The sequence below is a fragment of the Hymenobacter sp. YIM 151858-1 genome, assembly GCF_025979705.1.
In the GTDB taxonomy this organism is placed as follows: domain Bacteria; phylum Bacteroidota; class Bacteroidia; order Cytophagales; family Hymenobacteraceae; genus Solirubrum.
On the sequence record NZ_CP110136.1, the window covers coordinates 2163865 to 2184448 of the forward strand.

General features: G+C 64.2%; 13 protein-coding genes. 8 read left to right on the plus strand and 5 right to left on the minus strand.

What is annotated here, in order from left to right:
- The first annotated feature begins 43 nt into the window (after positions 1–43).
- The 4 genes from OIS50_RS09645 to OIS50_RS09660 all read left to right on the plus strand — a co-directional run bounded on the left by OIS50_RS09645 (position 44) and on the right by OIS50_RS09660 (position 6798).
- Positions 44–1219 (plus strand): efflux RND transporter periplasmic adaptor subunit, encoded by a 1176-nt coding sequence (locus tag OIS50_RS09645; protein ID WP_264694288.1) that lies wholly within the window; start codon positions 44–46, stop codon positions 1217–1219.
- 100 nt (positions 1220–1319) lie between these two features.
- Entirely contained in the window at positions 1320–4439 is a 3120-nt protein-coding gene (locus tag OIS50_RS09650; protein WP_264694290.1) for an efflux RND transporter permease subunit, read from the plus strand.
- 326 nt (positions 4440–4765) lie between these two features.
- A complete protein-coding gene (locus tag OIS50_RS09655; protein WP_264694292.1) occupies positions 4766–6166 on the plus strand; it encodes a TolC family protein in 1401 nt (466 codons plus the stop codon).
- Positions 6167–6366: 200 nt separating this feature from the next.
- Positions 6367–6798, plus strand: a complete 432-nt coding sequence (locus OIS50_RS09660) for a hypothetical protein (RefSeq protein ID WP_264694294.1) — start codon at positions 6367–6369, stop codon at positions 6796–6798.
- A gap of 284 nt (positions 6799–7082) precedes the next feature.
- Here the strand turns inward: OIS50_RS09660 and OIS50_RS09665 are convergent, their stop codons facing one another.
- From OIS50_RS09665 to OIS50_RS09675, 3 genes are all read right to left on the minus strand, one after another.
- On the minus strand, positions 7083–10649 hold the full coding sequence (locus OIS50_RS09665) for a class I SAM-dependent DNA methyltransferase (RefSeq protein ID WP_264694296.1): 3567 nt from the start codon (positions 10647–10649) through the stop codon (positions 7083–7085).
- A 366-nt stretch (positions 10650–11015) separates the two neighbouring features.
- A complete protein-coding gene (locus OIS50_RS09670) occupies positions 11016–11984 on the minus strand; it encodes an alpha/beta fold hydrolase (protein ID WP_264694298.1) in 969 nt (322 codons plus the stop codon).
- A gap of 336 nt (positions 11985–12320) precedes the next feature.
- Positions 12321–13574 carry a zinc dependent phospholipase C family protein gene (locus OIS50_RS09675; RefSeq protein WP_264694300.1) on the minus strand — a complete coding sequence of 418 codons (1254 nt, stop codon included), beginning with the start codon at positions 13572–13574 and terminating at the stop codon, positions 12321–12323.
- A gap of 477 nt (positions 13575–14051) precedes the next feature.
- On the opposite strand from OIS50_RS09675, the gene OIS50_RS09680 reads away from it, so the two are divergent.
- Positions 14052–14750 (plus strand): TVP38/TMEM64 family protein, encoded by a 699-nt coding sequence (locus tag OIS50_RS09680; protein WP_264694302.1) that lies wholly within the window; start codon positions 14052–14054, stop codon positions 14748–14750.
- A 128-nt stretch (positions 14751–14878) separates the two neighbouring features.
- On the opposite strand, the gene OIS50_RS09685 is transcribed toward OIS50_RS09680, so the two are convergent.
- Both OIS50_RS09685 and OIS50_RS09690 read right to left on the minus strand, forming a co-directional pair.
- Positions 14879–15088, minus strand: a complete 210-nt coding sequence (locus OIS50_RS09685) for a heavy-metal-associated domain-containing protein (RefSeq protein ID WP_264694304.1) — start codon at positions 15086–15088, stop codon at positions 14879–14881.
- Positions 15089–15363: 275 nt separating this feature from the next.
- Positions 15364–15654: a heavy metal-binding domain-containing protein gene (locus tag OIS50_RS09690; RefSeq protein WP_264694305.1), complete on the minus strand. Its 291-nt coding sequence runs from the start codon at positions 15652–15654 to the stop codon at positions 15364–15366.
- A 258-nt stretch (positions 15655–15912) separates the two neighbouring features.
- On the opposite strand from OIS50_RS09690, the gene OIS50_RS09695 reads away from it, so the two are divergent.
- The 3 genes from OIS50_RS09695 to OIS50_RS09705 all read left to right on the plus strand — a co-directional run bounded on the left by OIS50_RS09695 (position 15913) and on the right by OIS50_RS09705 (position 20571).
- Positions 15913–18429: a heavy metal translocating P-type ATPase gene (locus OIS50_RS09695; protein ID WP_264694307.1), complete on the plus strand. Its 2517-nt coding sequence runs from the start codon at positions 15913–15915 to the stop codon at positions 18427–18429.
- Positions 18430–18695: 266 nt separating this feature from the next.
- Positions 18696–19073 (plus strand): cupredoxin domain-containing protein, encoded by a 378-nt coding sequence (locus OIS50_RS09700; RefSeq protein WP_264690442.1) that lies wholly within the window; start codon positions 18696–18698, stop codon positions 19071–19073.
- Between the two features lie 100 nt (positions 19074–19173).
- On the plus strand, positions 19174–20571 hold the full coding sequence (locus tag OIS50_RS09705) for an MBL fold metallo-hydrolase RNA specificity domain-containing protein (RefSeq protein WP_264690443.1): 1398 nt from the start codon (positions 19174–19176) through the stop codon (positions 20569–20571).
- Positions 20572–20584: the final 13 nt, after the last annotated feature.

Consider the following 20584-nt stretch of genomic DNA (forward strand, 5'->3'; position numbering starts at 1 on the left):
GGCCCACGCCCCGCACTTTTTGCGTTCTTACTTACCCTTCCTCATGCCACAAATTGAGCCGCTAACCGACTCCGCGAACGTGCACAACGCGTACGACCCCGAACCCCGCCGCGGCGGGGCGTGGCGTTGGTGGCTGCTGGCCGTGGCCGTGGTAGCCGCGCTGGCGTTTGTTAAGATGAAGTTTTTCCCCTCGCCTACCGCCGAGGGCGGCAAAGGAGGCGGCGCGGGCAAAGGCGGCCCCGGCGCAGCCGGTGGCGGCAAGGGCGGGCCGGGCGGCCGCGGCGGTGCCGTGCCGGCGCAGGTGTACGTGGTGCAGCCCACGCGCCTCACCGATGCCGTAGCCGCCACGGGCTCGGTGCTGGCCGACGAGCAGGTGACGATTCGCAGCGAAATCAACGGGCGCATTACCAGCCTCAACTTTCGGGAGGGGCAGCCCGTGAGCAAAGGCCAGCTGCTGCTTACCATCAACGCCGACGAAATACAGGCCCAGCTGCAAAAGCTGCGCTACAACATCAAGCTGTTCAGCGACCAGGAAAAGCGCCAGCGCACCCTGCTCGAAAAAGAGTTTATCAGCCAGCAGGAGTACGAGCAGGCCAACAACCAGCTGCTCACGGCCCGCGCCGATTTGCAGGCCCTGCAGGCCCAGCTGGCCAAGGCCTACGTGCGGGCCCCGTTCAGCGGCATTGCCGGGCTGCGCTCGGTGTCGCAGGGCGCTTACGTGTCGCCCAACACGCCGATTACCACGGTGTCGCGCATTACGCCGGTTAAGGTAGACTTTGCCGTGCCGGGCCGCTACGCCAATGCCGTGAAGGCCGGCGACGAGGTGGAGGTGCTCGACGAAGCCAACGGCAAAAAATACCTGGCCCGGGTGTACGCCATCAACCCGCAAATCGACCCGGTTTCGCGCACGCTCTCGGTGCGGGCTACCTACCCCAACACCAAGCAGGAGCTGCGCCCCGGCGCGTTTGTGCGCGTCAATCTGCAGATCGGGCAGGTGGAGGAAGCCATTCAGGTGCCCACCGAGGCCGTTACGCCCGAGGCCAGCGGCTACCGCGTATTTAAGGTAGTAGGCGGCAAGGCCCAGCCCCAGCCCGTAAAAATCGGCATCCGCTCCGAAAAGCTGATTCAGGTAACCGAGGGCCTAGGTGCCGGCGACACCATTATGCGCACCGGCATCCTGCAGGTGAAGCCGGGGGATAAGATTAAGGTGCAGAAGTAAAGTGTAGTTGATTTTAGCCCGCAGAAGGCACAGCAGTTTGCGCAGAGGGCGCTGAGTCGTTCTGCGTCTTCTGCGGGCTAAACCGGAAACCAGCGAATCCATGAGTTTATCATCCACCAGTATTAGCCGGCCGGTACTCGCCATTGTGATGAGTCTGGTTATCGTGCTGTTCGGCGTAATCGGGTACCGCTACCTCTCGGTGCGCGAGTACCCGAGCGTCGATCCGCCGATTATCACCGTGTCCTCGAACTACACCGGGGCCTCGGCCGACGTGATTCAGTCGCAGGTGACGGAGCCGCTCGAAGAAGCCCTGAACGGCATTGCGGGCATTAAAAACCTGACCTCGACCTCGCGCGACGGCCGCTCGACGATTACCGTAGAGTTCGACCTGGAAACCGACCTGGAGGCCGCCGCCAACGACGTGCGCGACAAGGTATCGGGGGCGGCGGGCCGCCTGCCGCGCGACATGGACCCGGCCACCGTGAGCAAGGCCAACGCCGACTCGCAGCCGATTGTGATGACCTACCTCAGCTCCGACAAGCGCAGCCTGCTGGAGCTGACCGACTACGCCAACAACACCCTGAAGGAGCGCCTCCAGACGATTCCGGGCGTATCGGAAGTGCGCGTGTACGGCGAGCGGAAATACTCCATGCGCCTGTGGCTCGATCCGGTGCGCCTTACCGCGCTGCGCGTGAGCCCCGTGGAGGTGCAGCAGGCCCTGGCCCGCGAAAACGTGGAGCTGCCCTCGGGCGCGGTGCAGGGCGCCAACACCCAGCTCACGCTGCGCACCATGGGCCGGCTGTCGTCGGAAAAGGATTTCAACAACCTGATTTTGCGCCGCGACTCCACTTCGCTTATTCGCATGTCGGATGTGGGCTACGCCGAGCTGTACCCCGAAAACGACCAGACCATCTTCCGGGTGAACGGCGTGCCGATGGTGGGCATGGCCGTGATTCCGCAGCCGGGCTCCAATCAGATTGAAATTGCCGACGAGTTTAACAAGCGCCTCGAGCAATACCGCGGCGACCTGCCCCAGGACCTGAAGCTGAGCCCCGGCTTCGACAACTCCATCTTCATCCGCAACTCGCTGGCCGAGGTGCGCAAAACCATCTTCGAGGCCTTTGTGCTGGTGGTGGTTATCATCTTCCTGTTCTTGCGCGACTGGCGCTCCACGCTCATTCCGGTGGTGGCCATTCCGGTGTCGTTGGTGGGTATCTTCTTCGTGATGTACCTACTCAACTTCTCCATCAACGTGCTGACGATGCTGGGCATCGTGCTGGCCATTGGCCTGGTGGTCGACGACGCCATTGTGGTGCTTGAGAACATCTACGCCCGCATCGAGGCGGGCGAGTCGCCGATGGAGGCCGCCCAGAAAGGCTCGGCCGAAATCTTCTTCGCCATCGTGTCGACCACGGTAGTACTGGCGGCGGTATTCTTGCCGGTGGTATTCCTGGAGGGCATCACGGGGCGCTTGTTCCGCGAGTTCGGCATTGTGGTGGCGGGCTCGGTGCTGATTTCGGCCTTCGTGTCGCTTACGCTCACGCCCATGATGTGCTCGCGCCTGCTGAAGCATCAGGACAAGCCCAACTGGTTTTACCGCAAAACCGAGCCTTTCTTCGAGAAGCTCACCAACGGCTACCGCAGCAGCCTCGAGTCCTTTCTGGCCGCACGCCATTGGGCCTGGGTGGTGGTGCTGGCTACCCTAGGTGGCTCGTACTACTTCTTCCAGACGATACCCTCGGAGCTGGCCCCGGTGGAAGACCGCAGCCGCATCAACGTAAACGCCACCGGCCCCGAGGGCGCTTCGTTCGAGTTCATGGATCAGTACATGGCCAAGCTCACGAAGGTGGTGCTCGACTCGACGGGCCAGAACCTGAGCAGCGTGTTTACGGTAACCTCGCCGGGCTTTGGCGGGGGCGGCGGCACCAACTCGGGCATTGCCCGCGTGCTGCTGGTGGATGCCGACAAGCGCGAAGCCACCCAGCAGCAGCTCAACGACGTGCTGAGCGCCGGCGTGAAGCAGATTTCCGAAGCCCGCACCTCCGTGTCGCAGGACCAAAGCATTGGCTCGGGCGGCGGCGGCGGTTTGCCGGTGCAGTTTGTGGTGCAAACCCAGGACTTCGAGAAGCTGCGCACGGCCGTGCCCAAGTTCCTCGAAGCGGCCCGCCAGGACCCTACCTTCCAGTTCGTGGACGTGAACCTGAAGTTCAACAAGCCCGAGCTGCGCGTTATCATCGACCGCGAAAAGGCGCAAACCCTAGGTGTGTCGGTGCAGGATATTTCGCAGGTGCTGCAGGCCGGCCTGAGCGGACAGCGCTACGGCTACTTTATCCGGGAGGGCAAGCAGTACCAGATTATCGGGCAGGTGGCGCGCGAAAACCGCAACCAACCCCTAGACGTGCGCCTGCTGACGGTGAAAAACCGCCAGGGCCAGCTGGTGCAGCTCGACAACGTGATTCGGCTGGAAGAAAGCAGCACGCCGCCGCAGCTGTTCCGCTTCAACCGCTACAACTCGGCCACGGTGTCGGCCTCGTTGGCCAAGGGCAAAACCCTGGGTGACGGCATTGCCGCCATGCGCCGCATTGCTCAGGAAAACCTCGACGAAACGTTCTCGACGGAGCTTTCGGGCGCCTCGCGCGACTTCGAAGAAAGCTCCTCCTCGCTGCTGTTTGCCTTCGGGCTGGCGCTGCTGCTGATTTACCTGACGCTGGCCGCGCAGTTCGAAAGCTTCAAGGACCCCGCCATCATCATGGTAACGGTGCCGCTGGCCTTGGCCGGGGCGCTGCTCAGCTTGTGGTACTTCAACCAGTCGCTCAACATCTTCTCGCAAATCGGCGTGATTATGCTGATCGGCCTGGTAACCAAAAACGGTATTCTGATCGTGGAATTCGCCAACCAGCGGGCCGAGCAGGGCGTGCACTACATGGAGGCGCTGGTAGAGGCTTCGGCTACGCGCTTCCGCCCCATTCTGATGACCTCGCTGTGCGCCATTCTGGGTATTCTGCCGATTGCGCTGGCTACGGGCGCGGGTGCCCTGAGCCGCCGTGCCATGGGTATTGGTGTGGTGGGCGGCCTGCTGTTCTCCACCATACTCACCTTGTACATTGTGCCGGTAATGTACTCGTACTTCGCTACGGCCAAAAACCGCAAAGCCCACGTGCAGCCCCAGGAAGAAGCCCAGGTGCCCGATAAGCCGGTGCAGGAGCCAGCCGTGGCGTAGGCCTCACCCCCCAACCCCCTCTCCGGGGAGAGGGGGAGCTTGGCGACCTAGGGAGCGGCTGTCATGTCGAGCGAAGCGAGACATCTGGCGCAATGACTCCAGATGGCATCCGCTCCCCCTCTCCCACGGAGAGGGGGCCGGGGGGTGAGGCTCCTCGTCAGGATGACAGTTAGTAACCAACGTCAGCACCCCAGATGTCTCGCGTTGCTCGACATGACAGGAGCTAATAAAACGTCCGTACTGCCTCTTTCGCTCCTGCTTCGGCCCAACGACCTAGGGCTGCTCCTTCCCTACCCAACCAACCTACCGTCCTGAATTACTCAACAGTGCTTCGTTTCGTATTCCCCGTCGCAATATCGTTGCTGCTGCCGGAGCTGGCCCAGGCCCAGCGGCCTGCCACACCGGTACCCAACCCCGGCCCGCAAACGGCGCAGCCCCGCACGGTGGCGCCGGGCCCGGCGTTGTCGCTGCAGGAGGCCATCAGCATTGGGCTCGAAAACAACTACGGTATCCGGATTGCGCAGCGCGACGAGCAGATTGCGCGCAACAACGTAACGCGGGGCAACGCGGGGCAGCTGCCCACCGTCAACGGCAACTTTACGCGCAACTACACCATCAACAACGTGCGGCAGGAGGCCTCGAACCGGCCCGAGCCGAGCGTAGCCCAGGGTGCCCGCTCCAACCAGCTGAACGGCAACGTGGCCCTTACCTGGACGGTGTTCGACGGCCTGGGCATGTTTATCGCCTACGACCGGCTGCGCACCCTGGAGGCCCAGCAGCAGCAGGTTACGCGCGCTACCGTGGAGCAAACCGTGGCCGATATCACCGATGCGTACTTTGCCGTGGTGCGCGAGGCGGGCAAAATCCGGGCGTTTGAGGAAGCCCTGAAAATCGGGCAGGCGCGCATTGATCTGACGCAGGCGCAGGTGAACGTGGGCGTGGCGGCCAAAGTGGAGCTGCTTACGGCGCAGGTCGATTTCAACGCCGACCGCTCGGCCCTGATTCAGCAGCAGGAGTTGCTGGCCACGGCCAAGGTAAACCTGAACAACCTGCTCAGCCGCACCCCCGAAACCGACTTCAGCCCCGCCGACTCGATTGTGGTGAGCAACACTTTGGTGCGCGAAACCGTGCTGCAAGGCATTCAGCAGCGCAACACGCAGCTGCAGCAGGCCCGCCTGGGTGTGGATATTGCCAACTTCGACCGGCGGCTGGTGGCGGCCTCGCGCCTGCCGCAGGTAAACCTGACGAGCGGCTACGGCCTGAACCGCAACGTAAACGGCGCGGCCTTTTTCGGGGGCAACCTCATTACCAACACCGGCCGCACGCAGGGCTTCAACTACGGCGTGGTGGCCTCGGTGCCCATTTTCGACGGCTTCAACCGCCGCCGCCTCGAGCAAAACGCCCGCATTGCCATCGAGCAAAGCAAGCTGCGCCTCGACCAAACGCAGCTGAACGTAACCTCGGCGGCCGAGCAGGCCTACCTGCAGTACCAAAACCGCCTGCAGCTGCTGCAGCTCGAAGAAGACAACATTCGGCTGGCCCGCCAGAACGTGGCCATTGCCCTGGAGCGCTACCGCCTGGGCCTGCTCACGCCGCTGGCCCTGCGCGAAGCCCAGCGCAACCAGCTAAATGCCGAGGCCCGCTTGCTCGATGCGCGCTTCAACGCCAAGCAAGCCGAAACCGTGCTGCGCCAGCTCAGCGGCGAGCTGGTGCAGGAAGGACGGTAAGCTGTTGGCTTTTAGCTGTTAGCTATTGGCTGTTGTGCTTCTGTCTGTTACCCTGCCTTCGTCGGGATGACAGCATAAACAACGCCGAACGGCATCCTGCCCAACGTCAGCAACGATTGTCAACCACCCCGGCTTTGGCTGCCGCCAAAGCGTCCCCTCCTCATCTGAGGAGGGGAGTTTCTTCGGTGTAAGTTTGCGGTATGAGCACCGCTGCCGATTTCTACGCCGAATACCTCGACTTGCAGTACCGCCCCGATTTGCGCGTGCTGACGGTGCGGTGGTTGCGCGATGTATCGTTTGCGGAGCTGCAGGCGGGCTTTCGGGCGGCGCTGCACCTGGGGCTGGCGCACCGCGCCACGCACTGGCTGGTGGATGTGCGCCGCCGGGCCGAGCTGAACGCCAGCTCATCGGGGTGGGTGGCGCAGCACTTGCTGCCCGAGGCGGCGGCGGGTTTGCGGCCGGCGCAGTTGTATGTGGCTTACCTGTTGTCGCCGGCGCGGGTGGAGGCCATACAGGCTACGGCGGCCCTGGCGCAAACGGTGGCTGCCTCGCAGGCGGCTACGCAGCCCTATACCCTGCAGATTTTTATGGACGAAGGCCCGGCCGTGCAGTGGCTGCTGGGCCAGGGCTAACGGCGCGGCGGGTTGGTTTTTGGTTGGCTGCGCCTGGGCTTGGCGGGGTGCCGGTGCGGCGGGTTGTGGTATAAGCAACGTCAGCAACGATATTGCCAGCAGTTCGTTTTGGTCGTACTCGATGCTAGTTGTGGTATAAGCAACGTCAGCAACGATTGTCAACCACCCCGGCTTTGGCTAAAGCCAAAGCGTCCCCTCCTCATCTGAGGAGGGGAGTTTGTGCTTCGCTCCGCTTGCCGGGCGTCAGTGGCCTGTCACCTGTTACTTGTCACCTGTTACCCAAATCACCCGGCATAGCTGCCTTCGGGGGTTTGGCGCAGCAAACCTAGGGCGGCGAGGGTATCGAGCAGGGGCTGCACTTTTTCGGGGCGGAGGCGGCGGAACTGCTGGGCTACCTGCCGGGCCGTGAGCGGGGCTTCGGACTGCTGTACGAGGGTGCGCACGGCTTGCATTTGCTGGGCCAAATCCTGCGGGAAGGTATCGGCGCCGGCGGCTACCAAGGCCGGCGCGGCAGGGCTGGCTTTGGCGGCTTTGCCTTTGGGCGCTTTGCCGCTGGGGGCTGCGGCCTCCGGGGCCGGGGTGGGCAGCCCTAGGTGGGCTTGCACCTGCTCGGGGGCCTGGTAGGCGGGGCGCAGGTAGCGGATGTGGCCGGCCTGCTCCTCGCGGGCGCGCTGGTGGTTGAGGTGCACGAGGCGCTGCAGCAGCTCGGCTTCGGGCAGGTTGGCGGGCCAGCCGTAGGCCTCGGCCACGGCGGCATCGAGCTGCTGGTGCAGGCTCAGGAGCACGGAGGCGAGGCCCAGCTGGTTGGTTTGCTTTTCCTTGGCCGTGAGCTCGTGGCCGGCGCGCAGCTTCTCCACCACGTTGTAGAGGTCGGTGAGGGTGAGCGTGGGGTGCAGGGCCTGCTGGCGCTTGCGGTGCGCGTCGAGGGTTTCGGCCAGCTCGCGGATGCGCGCCTGCTGCTCGGGCGTGGCGTCGGGGAAGGGAAATGGGTCGAAGCAGCGGGATTTGTTGTAGCGGGGTGTTGCACCAACACCAAGAATTCCACCTGCTGCTAGTGACCACGTTTCATGTATTCTGCTTGACAAAACCCCTAGGTGGAAAGCGTCATCAAGAGCAATGGCAATGAGCATGTTGTCGGGCAACACGTCGGCATTCAAGAACTGGAACAACCGATGCTTGGCCGTTTCAACAGTAGCTATGTAACGGTTCAGCCCACGCAAAGCCTTTCTCATTTCGCTTCGAGGCTTACCAAAAAGCCACCAAAGACGTGCGTAAGCTGCTCCGTCTTTCGAGCTGCCTTTTGCATCTCGCTCTGGTTTTACCTGCTCAACGACATGCTGATAAACATTTGGAAAGCGAACCAGCACTTCTTTATCATCAAGCCCAAACAAATCAATAACCATTGATTCGCGTGGCTTGGCGGTCAAATCCCTGCCGTTTCGGTATGGGCGAATGTGCTTCTCCAAGCCTTCAATTACTCCCAAACCTAGGCTTGCCGCTGTTTCAGGTGAAACAATAAAACCTGCACCGTGGAGCTTTACGCCGGGGCTTGCAATTGATTCATTTGCCTTCAGCGGCTTGGCTGAATCCAGCTCCGCTCCTATCGACAAATCAGCCAAAATCTTCCCCTCCTGCTGACTGAACGAAACGTCTGCGGCTTCGTCGCCTTCGGCCACAGCTTCGCTTTTCACCATGAGCAGTTGCCCGGTGGCCTGGCCGTTGGCCCTAGGTTCGGCAACCGTCATGGCGATGCGCACGGCGGCACCGTCGCCGCTGTCAATCCACGGGTGGTCGGGAATGGCGAAATCGAGCATGAGCGGCGCGTTGTCGCCATCGAGGAAGGGCTGCAACACGCGGCGGTTGAAGGTTTGCTTGAGGCTGTTGGTGGTGATGAAGCCGAAGCGTTCGGTGGGGCCTTGCGCCGTAACCTGCCCGGCTTTGTGCCACCAGTACATTACCAAATCGGCCGAATCGGGCACCTGGCCTTTGTAGGCCTGGCGCAGGGCTTCGGCGTAGCCATCACCTAGGGCTTCGCGCATGCGGGCTGGGCCTAGGAACGGCGGGTTGCCCACGATGAAATCGGCTTGGGGCCACTCGGCGGGGCGCGGATTGGGGTAATCGAGCACGGGCACCTGGGCGGTTTCGTCGGGCACTTCGCGGCCGGTGGCGGGGTGCAGCTTGGTGGTGCGGCCGTCCCAGCGGCGCACGGGCTGGCCGTGGGCATCGAGGCGGGGCGTGGGCGCGTCGTGGGCCAGCACGGCGTCTTGCTGCCGAATGTTCTGGTAGTTGTCGAGCAGGGGCTCGCGCAGCTGGGTGGGGCCGTGGGTGCGCAGGTGCCACTGCAGGTAGCCAATGCGCAGCACCACATCGGCAATGGCGGCGGCGCGGGGGTTCAGTTCGAGGCCCAGCAGCTGCTGCGGCGACACGGTGGTGGCGCCGGCCAAATCGAGCATCTGGGAGTGGCCGAAGCGGTTGATGGCGGCCAGCACCTCGCCTTCGAGGCGCTTGAGGTGCTCGAGCGTTACGTAGAGGAAGTTGCCGGAGCCGCAGGCGGGGTCGAGGATGCGCAGCGAGGTGAGGCGGTTGAGGAACTTCACGAGCTCCTGGCGGGCCTGCTGGTCGTTGCCTTCGTCGTGGCGGCGGGTGGCGGCGGCTTGCGCGGCGGCCCACTCGCGGCGCAGGGGCTCGAGCACGGTGGGCAGCACGAGGCGCTCGACGTAGCGGCGCGGGGTGTAGTGGGCGCCCAGGCGGTGGCGCTCGTGGGGGTCGAGGGCGCGCTCGAGCAGGGTGCCGAAAATGGCGGGCTCCACCTCGCGCCAGTCGGCCTCGGCGGCTTGCAGCAGCAGCTCCATTTGGGCGCGGGTAAGCGGCAAGGCGGTGGCGTTGTGGAACAGCTGCCCGTTGAAGCGCGGCAGGCGCGTGTGCAGGGCGGGCGCAAAGCCGCCCAGGTCCATGCTGTGCCAGAGGCTCTGGAGCACGTCGGGCAGCAGGGCGCGCAGCTCCTCCTGCTGGTACTGGCGCAGCAGGCCGGTAAAGGCATCCTGCGGGATGAGCTGCACATCCTCGGCGAACATGGTGAAGAGGCAGCGCATGAGAAACTGCGCCACCACCTCGGAGGCGTGGCCGGCCTGCTCGAGCTGCTGGCTGAGGGCGGCGAGCTGGGCGGCGAGGGCGCGCGTTACGCGGGCGGCGCGGCGCGAGGGGTCGAGCTCCTGGGGCTGGGTAAACAGCAGGGCGAGGCGCTGGCGCACCTGCTCGTCGGCCAGATCGGCGAGCCGCACGCGGTAGGCGTTGGCCCCTAGGTGGCGCTGCTGCTCGCGGCGCTCGGGCAGGCCCGAGAGCAAATCGAGGAAGGGCGCGTAGGCATCGGTGGTGCCCGAGAAGTTGGCGTACAGATCGAGGCAGAAGCCCACATCGACGACGACCACAAAGGGCGGGCGCGGCTCCTGTGGGGGCAGGGCGCGCACGTAGCCGAGGGCCTGGTGGCGGGCCTGCTGCATCATTTCATCCCACTTGCGGGTGCCGCGCAGGGCGTGGCCGCGGCGGCGGCGCTCGGGCGAGAGGCCTAGGTCGTGGCGCTCGCGCTGGGCGGCGGCATCCTGGGCATCGGTGCCTTGCTTGGTTTCGAGCACAAAGCAGCCGCGCTTGTAGAGGTCGATGCGGCCGTGGGTGCCGTCGGGGAAGGTTACGTCGCGCTCCAGCACGTAGGCATCGTGCTGGCGCTGGGCGGTGGTGGGCTGGGGCGGCTCGACACCGAGGAGGTGGCAGAGGTCGTGGAGGAATAGGGCGTAGTTGGCGCGCTCGGCGCCGCCGGCGGCGGCCCAGCGGGCTTCAAACTCGGGGTAGGTCACGGAGGATGGTGGGGTAACTTTTTGGCAAGGTACAAAGGGGACCTCACCCCCCGGCCCCCTCTCCAAAAGAGAGGGGGAGCCACGGCGGCGCGGTGTAGCGCGGTGTAGCGCGGACTTTGTAGTCCGCGTCCACAGATAGTAACCTTAATCGTTGCCGGTAGCGCAAACTTCTAATTCGCATTTACTCGAACGAAATCGACGGGGCGAAACCGCGCAGGACCAATCGTTCTGGCACACGCGGGCTAAAGCCCACGCTACACGCGCTTCCGCCCTAGGTCAGAAATTACTTTCTGTGGACGCGGACTACAAAGTCCGCGCTACACCGCGCTACACCGCGCTACGGCGCGCTACACGCGGCTACGGCACCTAGGCTTTGCGGGGGAGCTTTTTCAGCCAGTGGGCAATGGCTTTGGCTACGGCCTGGGGCTCCTCTACGAAGGGCACGTGGCCGGTTTGCATTTGGGCTACTTGCTGGTTGGGGAAGCGGAACAGCTTGTAGTGCTCGGGGCCCACGCAGTTGTCGATTTTGCCGGTAACCACCAGCACGGGAGCTTTGATTTGGGGCGTTAGGGCGAGGAAGTTTTTGCGGTAATCGGGCAGGCTGAAGCCGTAGGAGCCGAACTCGCCGGTGCCGGGGTTGCCTTTGTCGGCCTCGGTTACCTTCTGGTGGCTTTCGATGGTTTGGTACTGCAGCTTCTGCCAGATTTCGGGCTTCATCTGGGGCATCAGCATACCAAAGCGCTCCTCGGCCGACTTAGCGGCATCCTGCAGCGGGGCTTTGGCCTCGGCGGGCAGGTAGGGCAAGGCGCCGGCCACGGTGTTTTTCATGGCTTCTTCGAGGCTAAGCGTGCAATTGAGCAGCACGAGGCCTTGCACGCGCTGGGGGTAGCGGGCAGCGTACTCGGTGGCAATGGTACCGCCAAAGGAGTGCGCCATTACCAGCCACTGCTCCAGGCCGAGCTGCTGGCGCAGGTCTTCGAGGTCCTGAATCTGGCGCTCGAGCGAGTAGTTTTTGTTGGGGTCGTTGGGGGTGCGGCCGCTGCCGCGCTGGTCGTACCACACCATTTGCAGCTTGTCCTTCACCAGCGGGTCGATGAAGGTTTCGGGCATACCGCTCCAGGCGCCGGGCCCGCCGTGGATGAACACGCACGGCCGGCCCTGGCCCGTGATTTTGGTGAAGAGCCGGATGCCATCGGAGGTGGTGATGGTAGGCGTGCCGTTGGTGAGGGCGGGCTTGGGGCCATCGGCGGGGGCGGCGAAGGCGGGGACAAAAATCAGCAGCAGAAACAGGCCAAGCGCCGCGCGGCGCAGCTGCCCTAGGTGTGCAGGTAGCATAAAATGGGAATGGGTGTTGGGAGAGCGGCAAAGGTATGGGTTGGGGTTGGGTGTGGCCTCACCCCCGGCCCCTCTCCGGGGAGAGAGGGGAGCCACGGCGGCGCGGCCGTCAGCAACGATTGCGGCGGCTGCGGCTCGCGCCTTCGCCGCCGCCCCGGCGTAGCCAACGGATTTCCGCGCTACATGCGCCCTAGGTGCCGGAAACGCGGCGGGGCCGCCGAACCTAAGTTCGGCGGCCCCGCAATCGTTGCTGAGGTTGCTGACGGCCGCGCCGCCGTGGCTCCCCTCTCTCCCCGGAGAGGGGCCGGGGGTGAGGCCACAGCGCCGCAACACCCCCTACCGTTTCCAGCTGCGGAGCTGCTGCAGGGCCTCCTGGGTTTGCGCCTGGGTTTTGGCTTTGCGCTCCTCTTCGGACGTTATCGGGCGAAGCGGGTTGTCGAAAAAGCGTAGGACGTTTTGCTGCACGGCCGGCGTAACGGCGGCGAATTTGTCGTCGGCGAGGCGGCGCACCCACTCGCCGTAGGTTTCGTCGGTGAGGGAGTACTCGCCGGCGCGGGTAGGCTTGCCCGTATCGAAATCGGTGTTGATGAGGCGGTGCGGCGGCTGGGCCTGCTGCTGCTCCACGGCGGTGCAGTACTGCTGCAACACGGTCCGGAAGCTTTGCCGGAAAAACCGCTGCGCCTCGGGCGTGGGCAGCGTGAAGGCAAACGGCCTGAGGGGGCCGATTTTGGGAATTACGCGCACCACGCCGCTCAGCAGGCGGGCCCCCAGGCCGGGGCGCTGGTAGGCCCCGCCAAACTCGCGCCGGTACTGCCGCTCGTTGTAGCGGTACACGTAGTCGCGGCGGCGGGCGTTGGGGCTGAGCTTCCGGATTTCGTCGCGCTGGCTGTGCCAGGCGGCCCGGGTGGCGGTGGGTATCAGCTGGCTGATGCTGAAGCGGTACGAGGCAATGCTCAGGTCGACGTTGGCAATGGTTTGGCCCAGCTTGAGGCCGTAGGTGGCCAGAAACGCGCGCTCCAGCACCTCTTTGCTCACCTTAAAGCCAATGGCCTGGTGGTAGTCGTCGGAGCGGTAGCGGCCGGCGGCTACCTGCACCACATCGAAGGCAAACTCGAGCTGCGTGTGCTGCTTGGGGGCTTCTTCGTAGGTGATGGTGGGGCCGTATTGGGCGGCCAGCTCGGGGTACACCGAGGCCATGGCGCGGTTGGTGCCCTCGGGGTGGCCGTGGATGTCGGATACGTAGTGGGCCAAAGCACCCAGGGCAAAGGCGTATTCGTCGCGGGTGCGGGCCGAGTCGAGCAGGGCGCGCACGAAGTCGCCGCTGCGTACGTAGTGCGTTAGGTTGGTGAAGAGCTTGGAGCCGAACGGGTAAAAACCCATGTCCTGAATAATGGCGCCGCCGTAGGCGTGGGCTTTGGCCTCGCGCAGCTCATCGGGGGTAGCTCCCGGAAAACGCCGCTCGATGGTGGGTACCAGGCACCGCCTCCAGGTAGAGTCGATGTTGGCCATGTGGGTAAGCACCGAGTACCCGTGGGCTGGCAACGCGGCAAGCCAACCCAGGAGCAAACAGGCCCCAAACAATATGCGCATAGGTGTGTGGCGCTGCGCGCCCGGCCGGGTACCCGGCGCGTTGGCAGCCCTGCTAATACGCGGCCGTTGCGCATAAGTTGGTAGGGGTTAAGGGCTGGCGCGAAGCATGCTCCCCTCCTCAGATGAGGAGGGGATGCGGCAGCTTTAGCTGACGCCGGGGTGGTTGATAATCGTTGCTGACGTTGGGGCCTCACCCCCGGCCCCTACCTCGCTCGATGCGCGACATGGGGAAGGGGGAGCCACGGCGGCGCGGCAGTCAGCAACGATTGCGGCGGCTGCGGCTTGCGCCTTCGCCGCCGCGCTGCCCGCTGCTCTGTTGCCCAAACGCCCTAGGTCGCTCGGCTCCCCGCATTGGGCAGGGGCCCGGGGGCAAGGCCCTTCCTTCGTCAGGATGACAGGTGGGGTACATACCAGCCACCCACCCGCCCAACTCCAGGGCTGGCTTGCCGTTAGCAGGGACACACCTGGTTTTTGCATATGACCTCTCCTACCCCTGCCGAACCCAAATCCTCGCGCTTGCCGCTTTTCATTTCCATGGGCATAATCGGCTCGTTGGCAGCCTGCTATTTTTTGTGGCCGGCTTTTCAGGAGCAGGTGCAGGCGGGTTGGGCAGCCCTGCGCAGCGGCGAGCAGCAGCGCGTGGCCCAATGGGTGCAGCAGTTTGGCTACTGGGGCCCGGTGGTGCTGGTGCTGGCCATGATAGCGCAGATGTTTCTGGTGGTTATCAACAATGCCTTGTTGATACTGGTGGCCATACTGGCCTACGGGCCGGTGTGGGGCGCGGCGCTGGCCTGGGCGGGGGTTATCGTAACCTCCAGCGTGGGGTATTGGATTGGCCGCGGCCTGGGCGAAGCGTTTGTAACGAAGCTGCTGGGCCACAAAAACCAGCAGAAAGTAACCGAGTTTGTGGAGCGCTACGGCCTGGGCGCGGTGGCGCTGGCCCGCCTTACGCCCATCATTTCCAACGATGCCATCAGCTTTGTGGGCGGCGTGGCGCGCATGGGCTATTTCCGGTTTATCGGCGTTACGGCAGTGGCTATTCTGCCGCTGATCGGGCTGCTCGCCTACCTCGGCCAGGATAGCGACCGGCTTAAAACCGGTTTGCTGTGGGTGTCGGGCGTGGGGTTGCTGCTGTTTGGCGGCTATATCTGGTGGGATAAGCGCCGCCGTAAGTAACTGCCTGCCCCTCCCCGGTGCCACCTCAGCAATCGGGCACCTAGGGCCTTGCGCGGCTCTCAACCCAAAAACAAGCAGGCCCGCCGAACGCATGTTGGGCGGGCCTGCGGGCTGTTGGGCAGGGTTGGCTACGCCGGCTGAATTTCGAAGCCAGCCTCCTGTATGGCCGCTACTACTTGCTGGGCGGTGGTGGTATCGGTTTGTACCGTCAGGATTTTTTCGGGCACGTTGGTGTCTACCTGCCAGTTGCCCTGGCCTGCTACCTGGTTGAGGGTGGGCGTAACGGCTTTGATGCAGCCACCGCAGTTGATATTGGTTTTGAAGCGAAGGGTGTTCATGGCAAGAACGCTTATCTGGAAAAGGCAGCCAGCGGCTACCCATGTCACTACAACGACAAAACTACGCCCCAGGTGCTGGGTAGCCGGTACAGGATTAGGGGGCGGCGCTTACAACATTTCCGCGGCCTGCTGCAGCGTACCGGCGGCCGACCAATGGTAGGCCCTGTCGGGCTTGTCAGCCCCCAGGTCGTTGGAGGCACTGCCTGGCGCCTGCATGCAAAAGCCCCGCACCAAATTGACACGGGGCCGATGCTGGCTCGATTTGGGTTCGGCTACTAGCCTTGCTTTTCCAGGTCCATGCCGCAGGTGGGGCACTTGCCGGGCTGGTTGCTCACGCCGCCTTCGCACTTCATGGGGCACACGTAGCTGGTGGTTTGGCCGGTGTTGGTTTGGTCGCCGGTGCCGCCTTCCGTCGAGGGGCGCGATACTTCGTCGGCGGGCTGCTCGATTTTGGCCGAATCGGCGGTGGCGGCGGTGGGCGCGGCGGTATCCACGTCGTTGGTGGGCTTGTTGTTGCAGGCAGTGAGCAGGCTGGCGGCGAGCAGCAGCGAGAAAAGCTTGTTCATGGGTATGGGTTGAAACGGTGGAAAACCAACGGTTGCGTTGCTGGCCACAAAGGTATAACTCCGCCGCCGAGCCTTTTGCCGGCGCCGAATTGTGTAAGTGCCTGCGTGCCATTCTGTACAAAGCCCGCAGCAGGGGCATAATCCCGTACGGCGGAGCGCGCAATTCCGTACCGCCGCCGCCCTAGGTCGTTACGTTCTTTGTAGAGTCGGAGGGCTAGCTGTTTTCCGCCGCATGTCACCCCGAACTACTCCCCTGCCATGACCATGCAACGCGACCCTGTATGCGGCATGCGCGTGGATGCCACCACGGCCCGCCACCGCTCGCACCACGCCGGGCAAGACTATGTCTTCTGCTCCGCGTCCTGCCAATCGAAATTCGCTGCCGACCCTGCCGCTTACCTGCAGCCCGAGCCCGCCGTGGCTGTTGCCGCAGCTAGCACGGCCCGGCACCTAGGGCACACGCCCCAGCCCGCGGGCCACCCCGCCCCGGTGGCTGCTGCCCAGCCTACCCGCACCGAAACCCTCGACATCGAGGGCATGACGTGCGCCTCGTGCGTAAACTTTGTGGAGCGCGCGCTCAGCCGCACGCCCGGGGTGCAGCGCGCCGTGGTAAACCTGGCCACCGAAAAAGCCACCGTAGAGTACCGCCCCACCGAAATCGACCGGCCCGGACTGGAGGCCGCCGTGGTAAATGCCGGGTTCGGCGTAGCGGCTCCGCCCGCGCCCACCACCTCGGCCGCCGAGCGCACCGCGGAGCTGGAGCGCCAGAAAGCCGCTGCCTTTGCCAAGCTGAAACGCCGGTTTTGGGTGTCGGCCGGGCTCACGGCCATCATCATGCCCGCTTCTATGCTGATGCTGTGGCCGGCCCTGATGACGCGCATCTCGATGCCCGTGCTCAACTACGTGCTGCTGGTGCTCACCCTGCCGGTGCTGCTCTACAGCGGCCGCGAATTTTACACCTCGGCCTGGAACGCCCTGCGCCACCGCGCCGCCAACATGGATACGCTGATTGCCGTGGGCACTGGTGCGGCTTTCCTCTACAGCCTCGTGGCCACGGTAGCGCCGCAGGTGTTCACCAGCCGCGGCATCATGCCCGAGGTGTATTACGACACCACAGCCACCATCATCACGCTTATTTTGCTGGGCAAGGTGCTCGAGCTGCGCGCCAAAACCCAAACCTCGGCCGCTATTCGCAAGCTCATAGGCCTGCAGGCCCGCACCGCCCGCGTGCTGCGCCCCGATGGCCAGGAGGCCGATGTGCCCATCGAGCAGGTGCGCCTGCACGACGTGGTGCTGGTGCGCCCCGGCGAAAAAGTAGCCACCGATGGCGTGGTGCTCGAAGGCCGCTCGGCCGTGGATGAGGCCATGCTCACCGGCGAGAGCCTGCCCGTCGAGAAAAAACCCGGCGACAACGTGTTCGGGGCCACGCTCAACAAGACCGGCGCGTTTCGCTTCCGGGTTACCAAAGTGGGGGCCGACACCATGCTGGCGCACATCATTAAAATGGTGGAAGATGCGCAGGGCTCGCGCGCACCCATCCAACGCCTGGCTGATAAAATCAGCGCCATCTTCGTGCCCACGGTGGTGGTTATTGCCATCCTCACCTTCGTGCTGTGGTTCGATCTGGCCCCGGTGGAAGCCCGCCTGCCGCTGGCCCTGGTCAACTTTGTGGCCGTGCTGATTATCGCCTGCCCCTGCGCCCTTGGCCTGGCCACGCCCACGGCCATTATGGTAGGCTCGGGCAAAGGCGCCGAGCACGGCGTGCTGGTACGCAACGCCGAAGCCCTCGAAAAAGCGCACCAGGTAACGGCCGTGCTGCTCGATAAAACCGGCACCATTACGCGCGGCGAGCCCAGCGTAACCGACTTTGTACCCGCCCTAGGTACCCCCGCGCCCGGCCAGCTGCTGGCCCTGCTGGCCGCCGTGGAGCGCCAATCGGAGCACCCGCTGGCCGAGGCCGTGGTGCGCTACGCCGAGCAGCAAACCACCGAAAAGCTGGCCGCTACCGGTTTCGAGGCCTACGAGGGGCGCGGGGCCGGCGCCACGGTGGCGGGCCAGCCGGTACTCATCGGCAACCGCCGCCTGCTGGCCGAGCACAACGTAGCGCTTTCGGCCGAGCAGGAGCAGCAGGCCGAGCGGTTGCTCAACGAAGCCAAAACGGTGCTCTACGCGGCCGTAGGCGGGCAGCTGGCCGCCATGGTTGCCGTGGCCGATACGGTACGCGACTCCTCGCGGGCGGCCATTCAGCGGCTGCAGCGCCTGGGCATTGAGGTGGTGATGATGACCGGCGACAACCGCCACACCGCCGCCAAAGTGGCCGAGCAAGTGGGCATTGGGCGCTACTTCGCCGAGGTAATGCCGCAGCACAAGGCCAGCAAAGTGAAAGAGCTGCAAGCCGAAGGCCATACCGTGGCTATGGTAGGCGACGGCATCAACGATGCGCCGGCCCTGGCCCAGGCCGATGTGGGCATGGCCATCAGCTCGGGCACCGATGTGGCCATGGAGGCCGCCAGCATCACGCTCATGCGCTCCGATTTGCAGGGCGTGGTTACGGCCATCGACCTTTCGCGCCAAACCATCCGCATCATCAAGCAAAACCTGTTCTTCGCCTTCATCTACAACACCTTGGGTATTCCGGTGGCGGCGGGCTTGCTTTACCCCTTCTTCGGCATACTGCTCTCGCCCATGCTGGCTGCGGCCGCCATGGCCCTCAGCTCGGTGTCGGTGCTCACCAACTCGCTGCGCCTGCGCGGCTTCAAAGCAGAACAGCAGTAGCGCGTTGTAGCGCGGACTTTGTAGTCCGCGTCCACAGATAGTAAAATCAATCGTTGCGTGTAGCGCGGGCTTCAGCCCGCGTTTGCGTGAACGAAATCGTTAGGACGAAACCGCATAGGGACAATCGTTCTAGCAAACGCGGGCTGAAGCCCGCGCTACACCGCGCCGCACCCTAGGTCAGACATTATTATCTGTGGACGCGGACTACAAAGTTCGCGCTACAACGCGCTACACCGCGCTACATCACCCCTAACAACTCCCGCCCAATGGATACCGCCGTAATCATCGTAACCACCGTCGGCCTTGGCCTGGCTGTGCTGGTCATCTGGTACTTCTTCCTGGCTCCGCATCAAGCCGTAAGCGCCGTATCCTCAAGCACCGGCTTGCAGCAGATCGACGTGACCGTGAAGGGCGGCTACTCGCCCGATGTCATCGAGGTGGAACACGGCAAGCCCGTGCAGCTCCATTTTTACCGCGACGAAGATGCCAGCTGCTCCGAGGAAATCGTGTTTCCCGATTTCAACATCCGGCGCGAGCTGCCCGCTTTCCAAACCACGCTTATCGAGCTGCTGCCCCAGCAGGCCGGCCGTTTCAGCTTTACCTGCGGCATGGGCATGCTGCGCGGCAGCTTGGTAGTGAAATAACCGTTGGCAAGCCCACAGGAAATCCGTTCTTTAGCCCGGCCCACCACCTAGGTGCGGCCGGGCTTTTTTATGGCTGCCCGCACAAGCTACCGTTGGCGTTATGGATTTGGATATTAGGTTTTTGGGCGGAGCTCACACAGTTACCGGCTCCAAGTATCTGCTCGATTTTCGGGGCCCGCAGCGGCGGCACCAGCTGCTCGTCGATTGCGGCCTGTTTCAGGGGCTGAAGGAGCTGCGCCTGCGCAACCGCGAGCCGCTGCCGCTCGAACCCGCCGACCTCGACGCCGTGGTGCTCACCCACGCCCACATCGACCACTCGGGCTACCTGCCGCGGCTGCACAAGGACGGCTTCCGGGGGCGCATTCTGTGCACCGCCGCCACCCACGACATGCTCCGCATTTTGCTGCTCGATTCGGCCAAGCTGCAGGAAGAAGAAGCTGCTTTTGCCAACCACCGCGGCTACTCCAAGCACCACCCTGCCCTGCCGCTCTACACCACCGCCGATGCCGAGCGCGTGCTGGAGTTGGTGCAAAGCTTCCGTTACGATACGCCCGTGCCGGTGGTAGAAGGCGTTTCGGTAGTGTTTCGCGATGCCGGGCACATTCTGGGCTCAGCCATTGTGCAAATGCAGGTGCAGGGCGACGAGCAGCTCAAGCGCCTGGTGTTTTCGGGCGACCTGGGCCGCTACGACACCCCGCTGCTGCACGACCCCACGCCCATTGCCGCGGCCGATGTGCTGCTCGTCGAATCGACCTACGGCAACCGCGACAACCGCGTGGCCGACCCTGAGGGCGAGCTGGCGCGCATCGTCAACGAGGCCCTGGGCCGGGGCGGTTGCCTCGTGATTCCGGCCTTTGCCGTGGGGCGCACCCAAACCCTGCTCTACCACCTCAAGCGCCTGCGCAAGCTGGGCCGCATTCCGCGGGTGCCGGTGTACGTGGATAGCCCCATGGCCATCAGCATTTCGGGCCTGTACCCGCGCCACCCCGACGACCACAAGCTCGGCGAGGGCAACGTGTTCGACTTTGATGGGCTGCGCTTTGTGCAGGAGCAGTCGGAGTCGAAAAACCTGAACAGCCTGGCAGGCGGCGCCATTATTATTTCGGCCAGCGGCATGTGCACGGGCGGCCGCATTTTGCACCACCTCGCGCACCGCCTGCCCCGCCCCCACGATACCGTGCTGCTGGTGGGCTACCAGGCCGAGGGCACCCGCGGCCGCAGCTTGCAGGAGGGCGCCACCGCCATTAAGCTATTCGGCGAGCTGGTGCCGGTGCGTTGCCACGTGGAGTTGCTCGACGGTTTCTCGGCCCACGCCGACCGCACCGAGCTGCTGCGCTGGCTTGGCCACTTCGGCAAACCGCCCAAGCGCACCTTCATCGTGCACGGCGAGGCCGCCGGCGCCCTAGGTTTGCAGCAGGCCCTGGAGCAGGAGCGGCACTGGCCCTCGGTAACGGTGCCCAACTACCTGCAAACCGTGGAGCTGTTTCGGGGCATTTAGCCGGCGGGGCCGG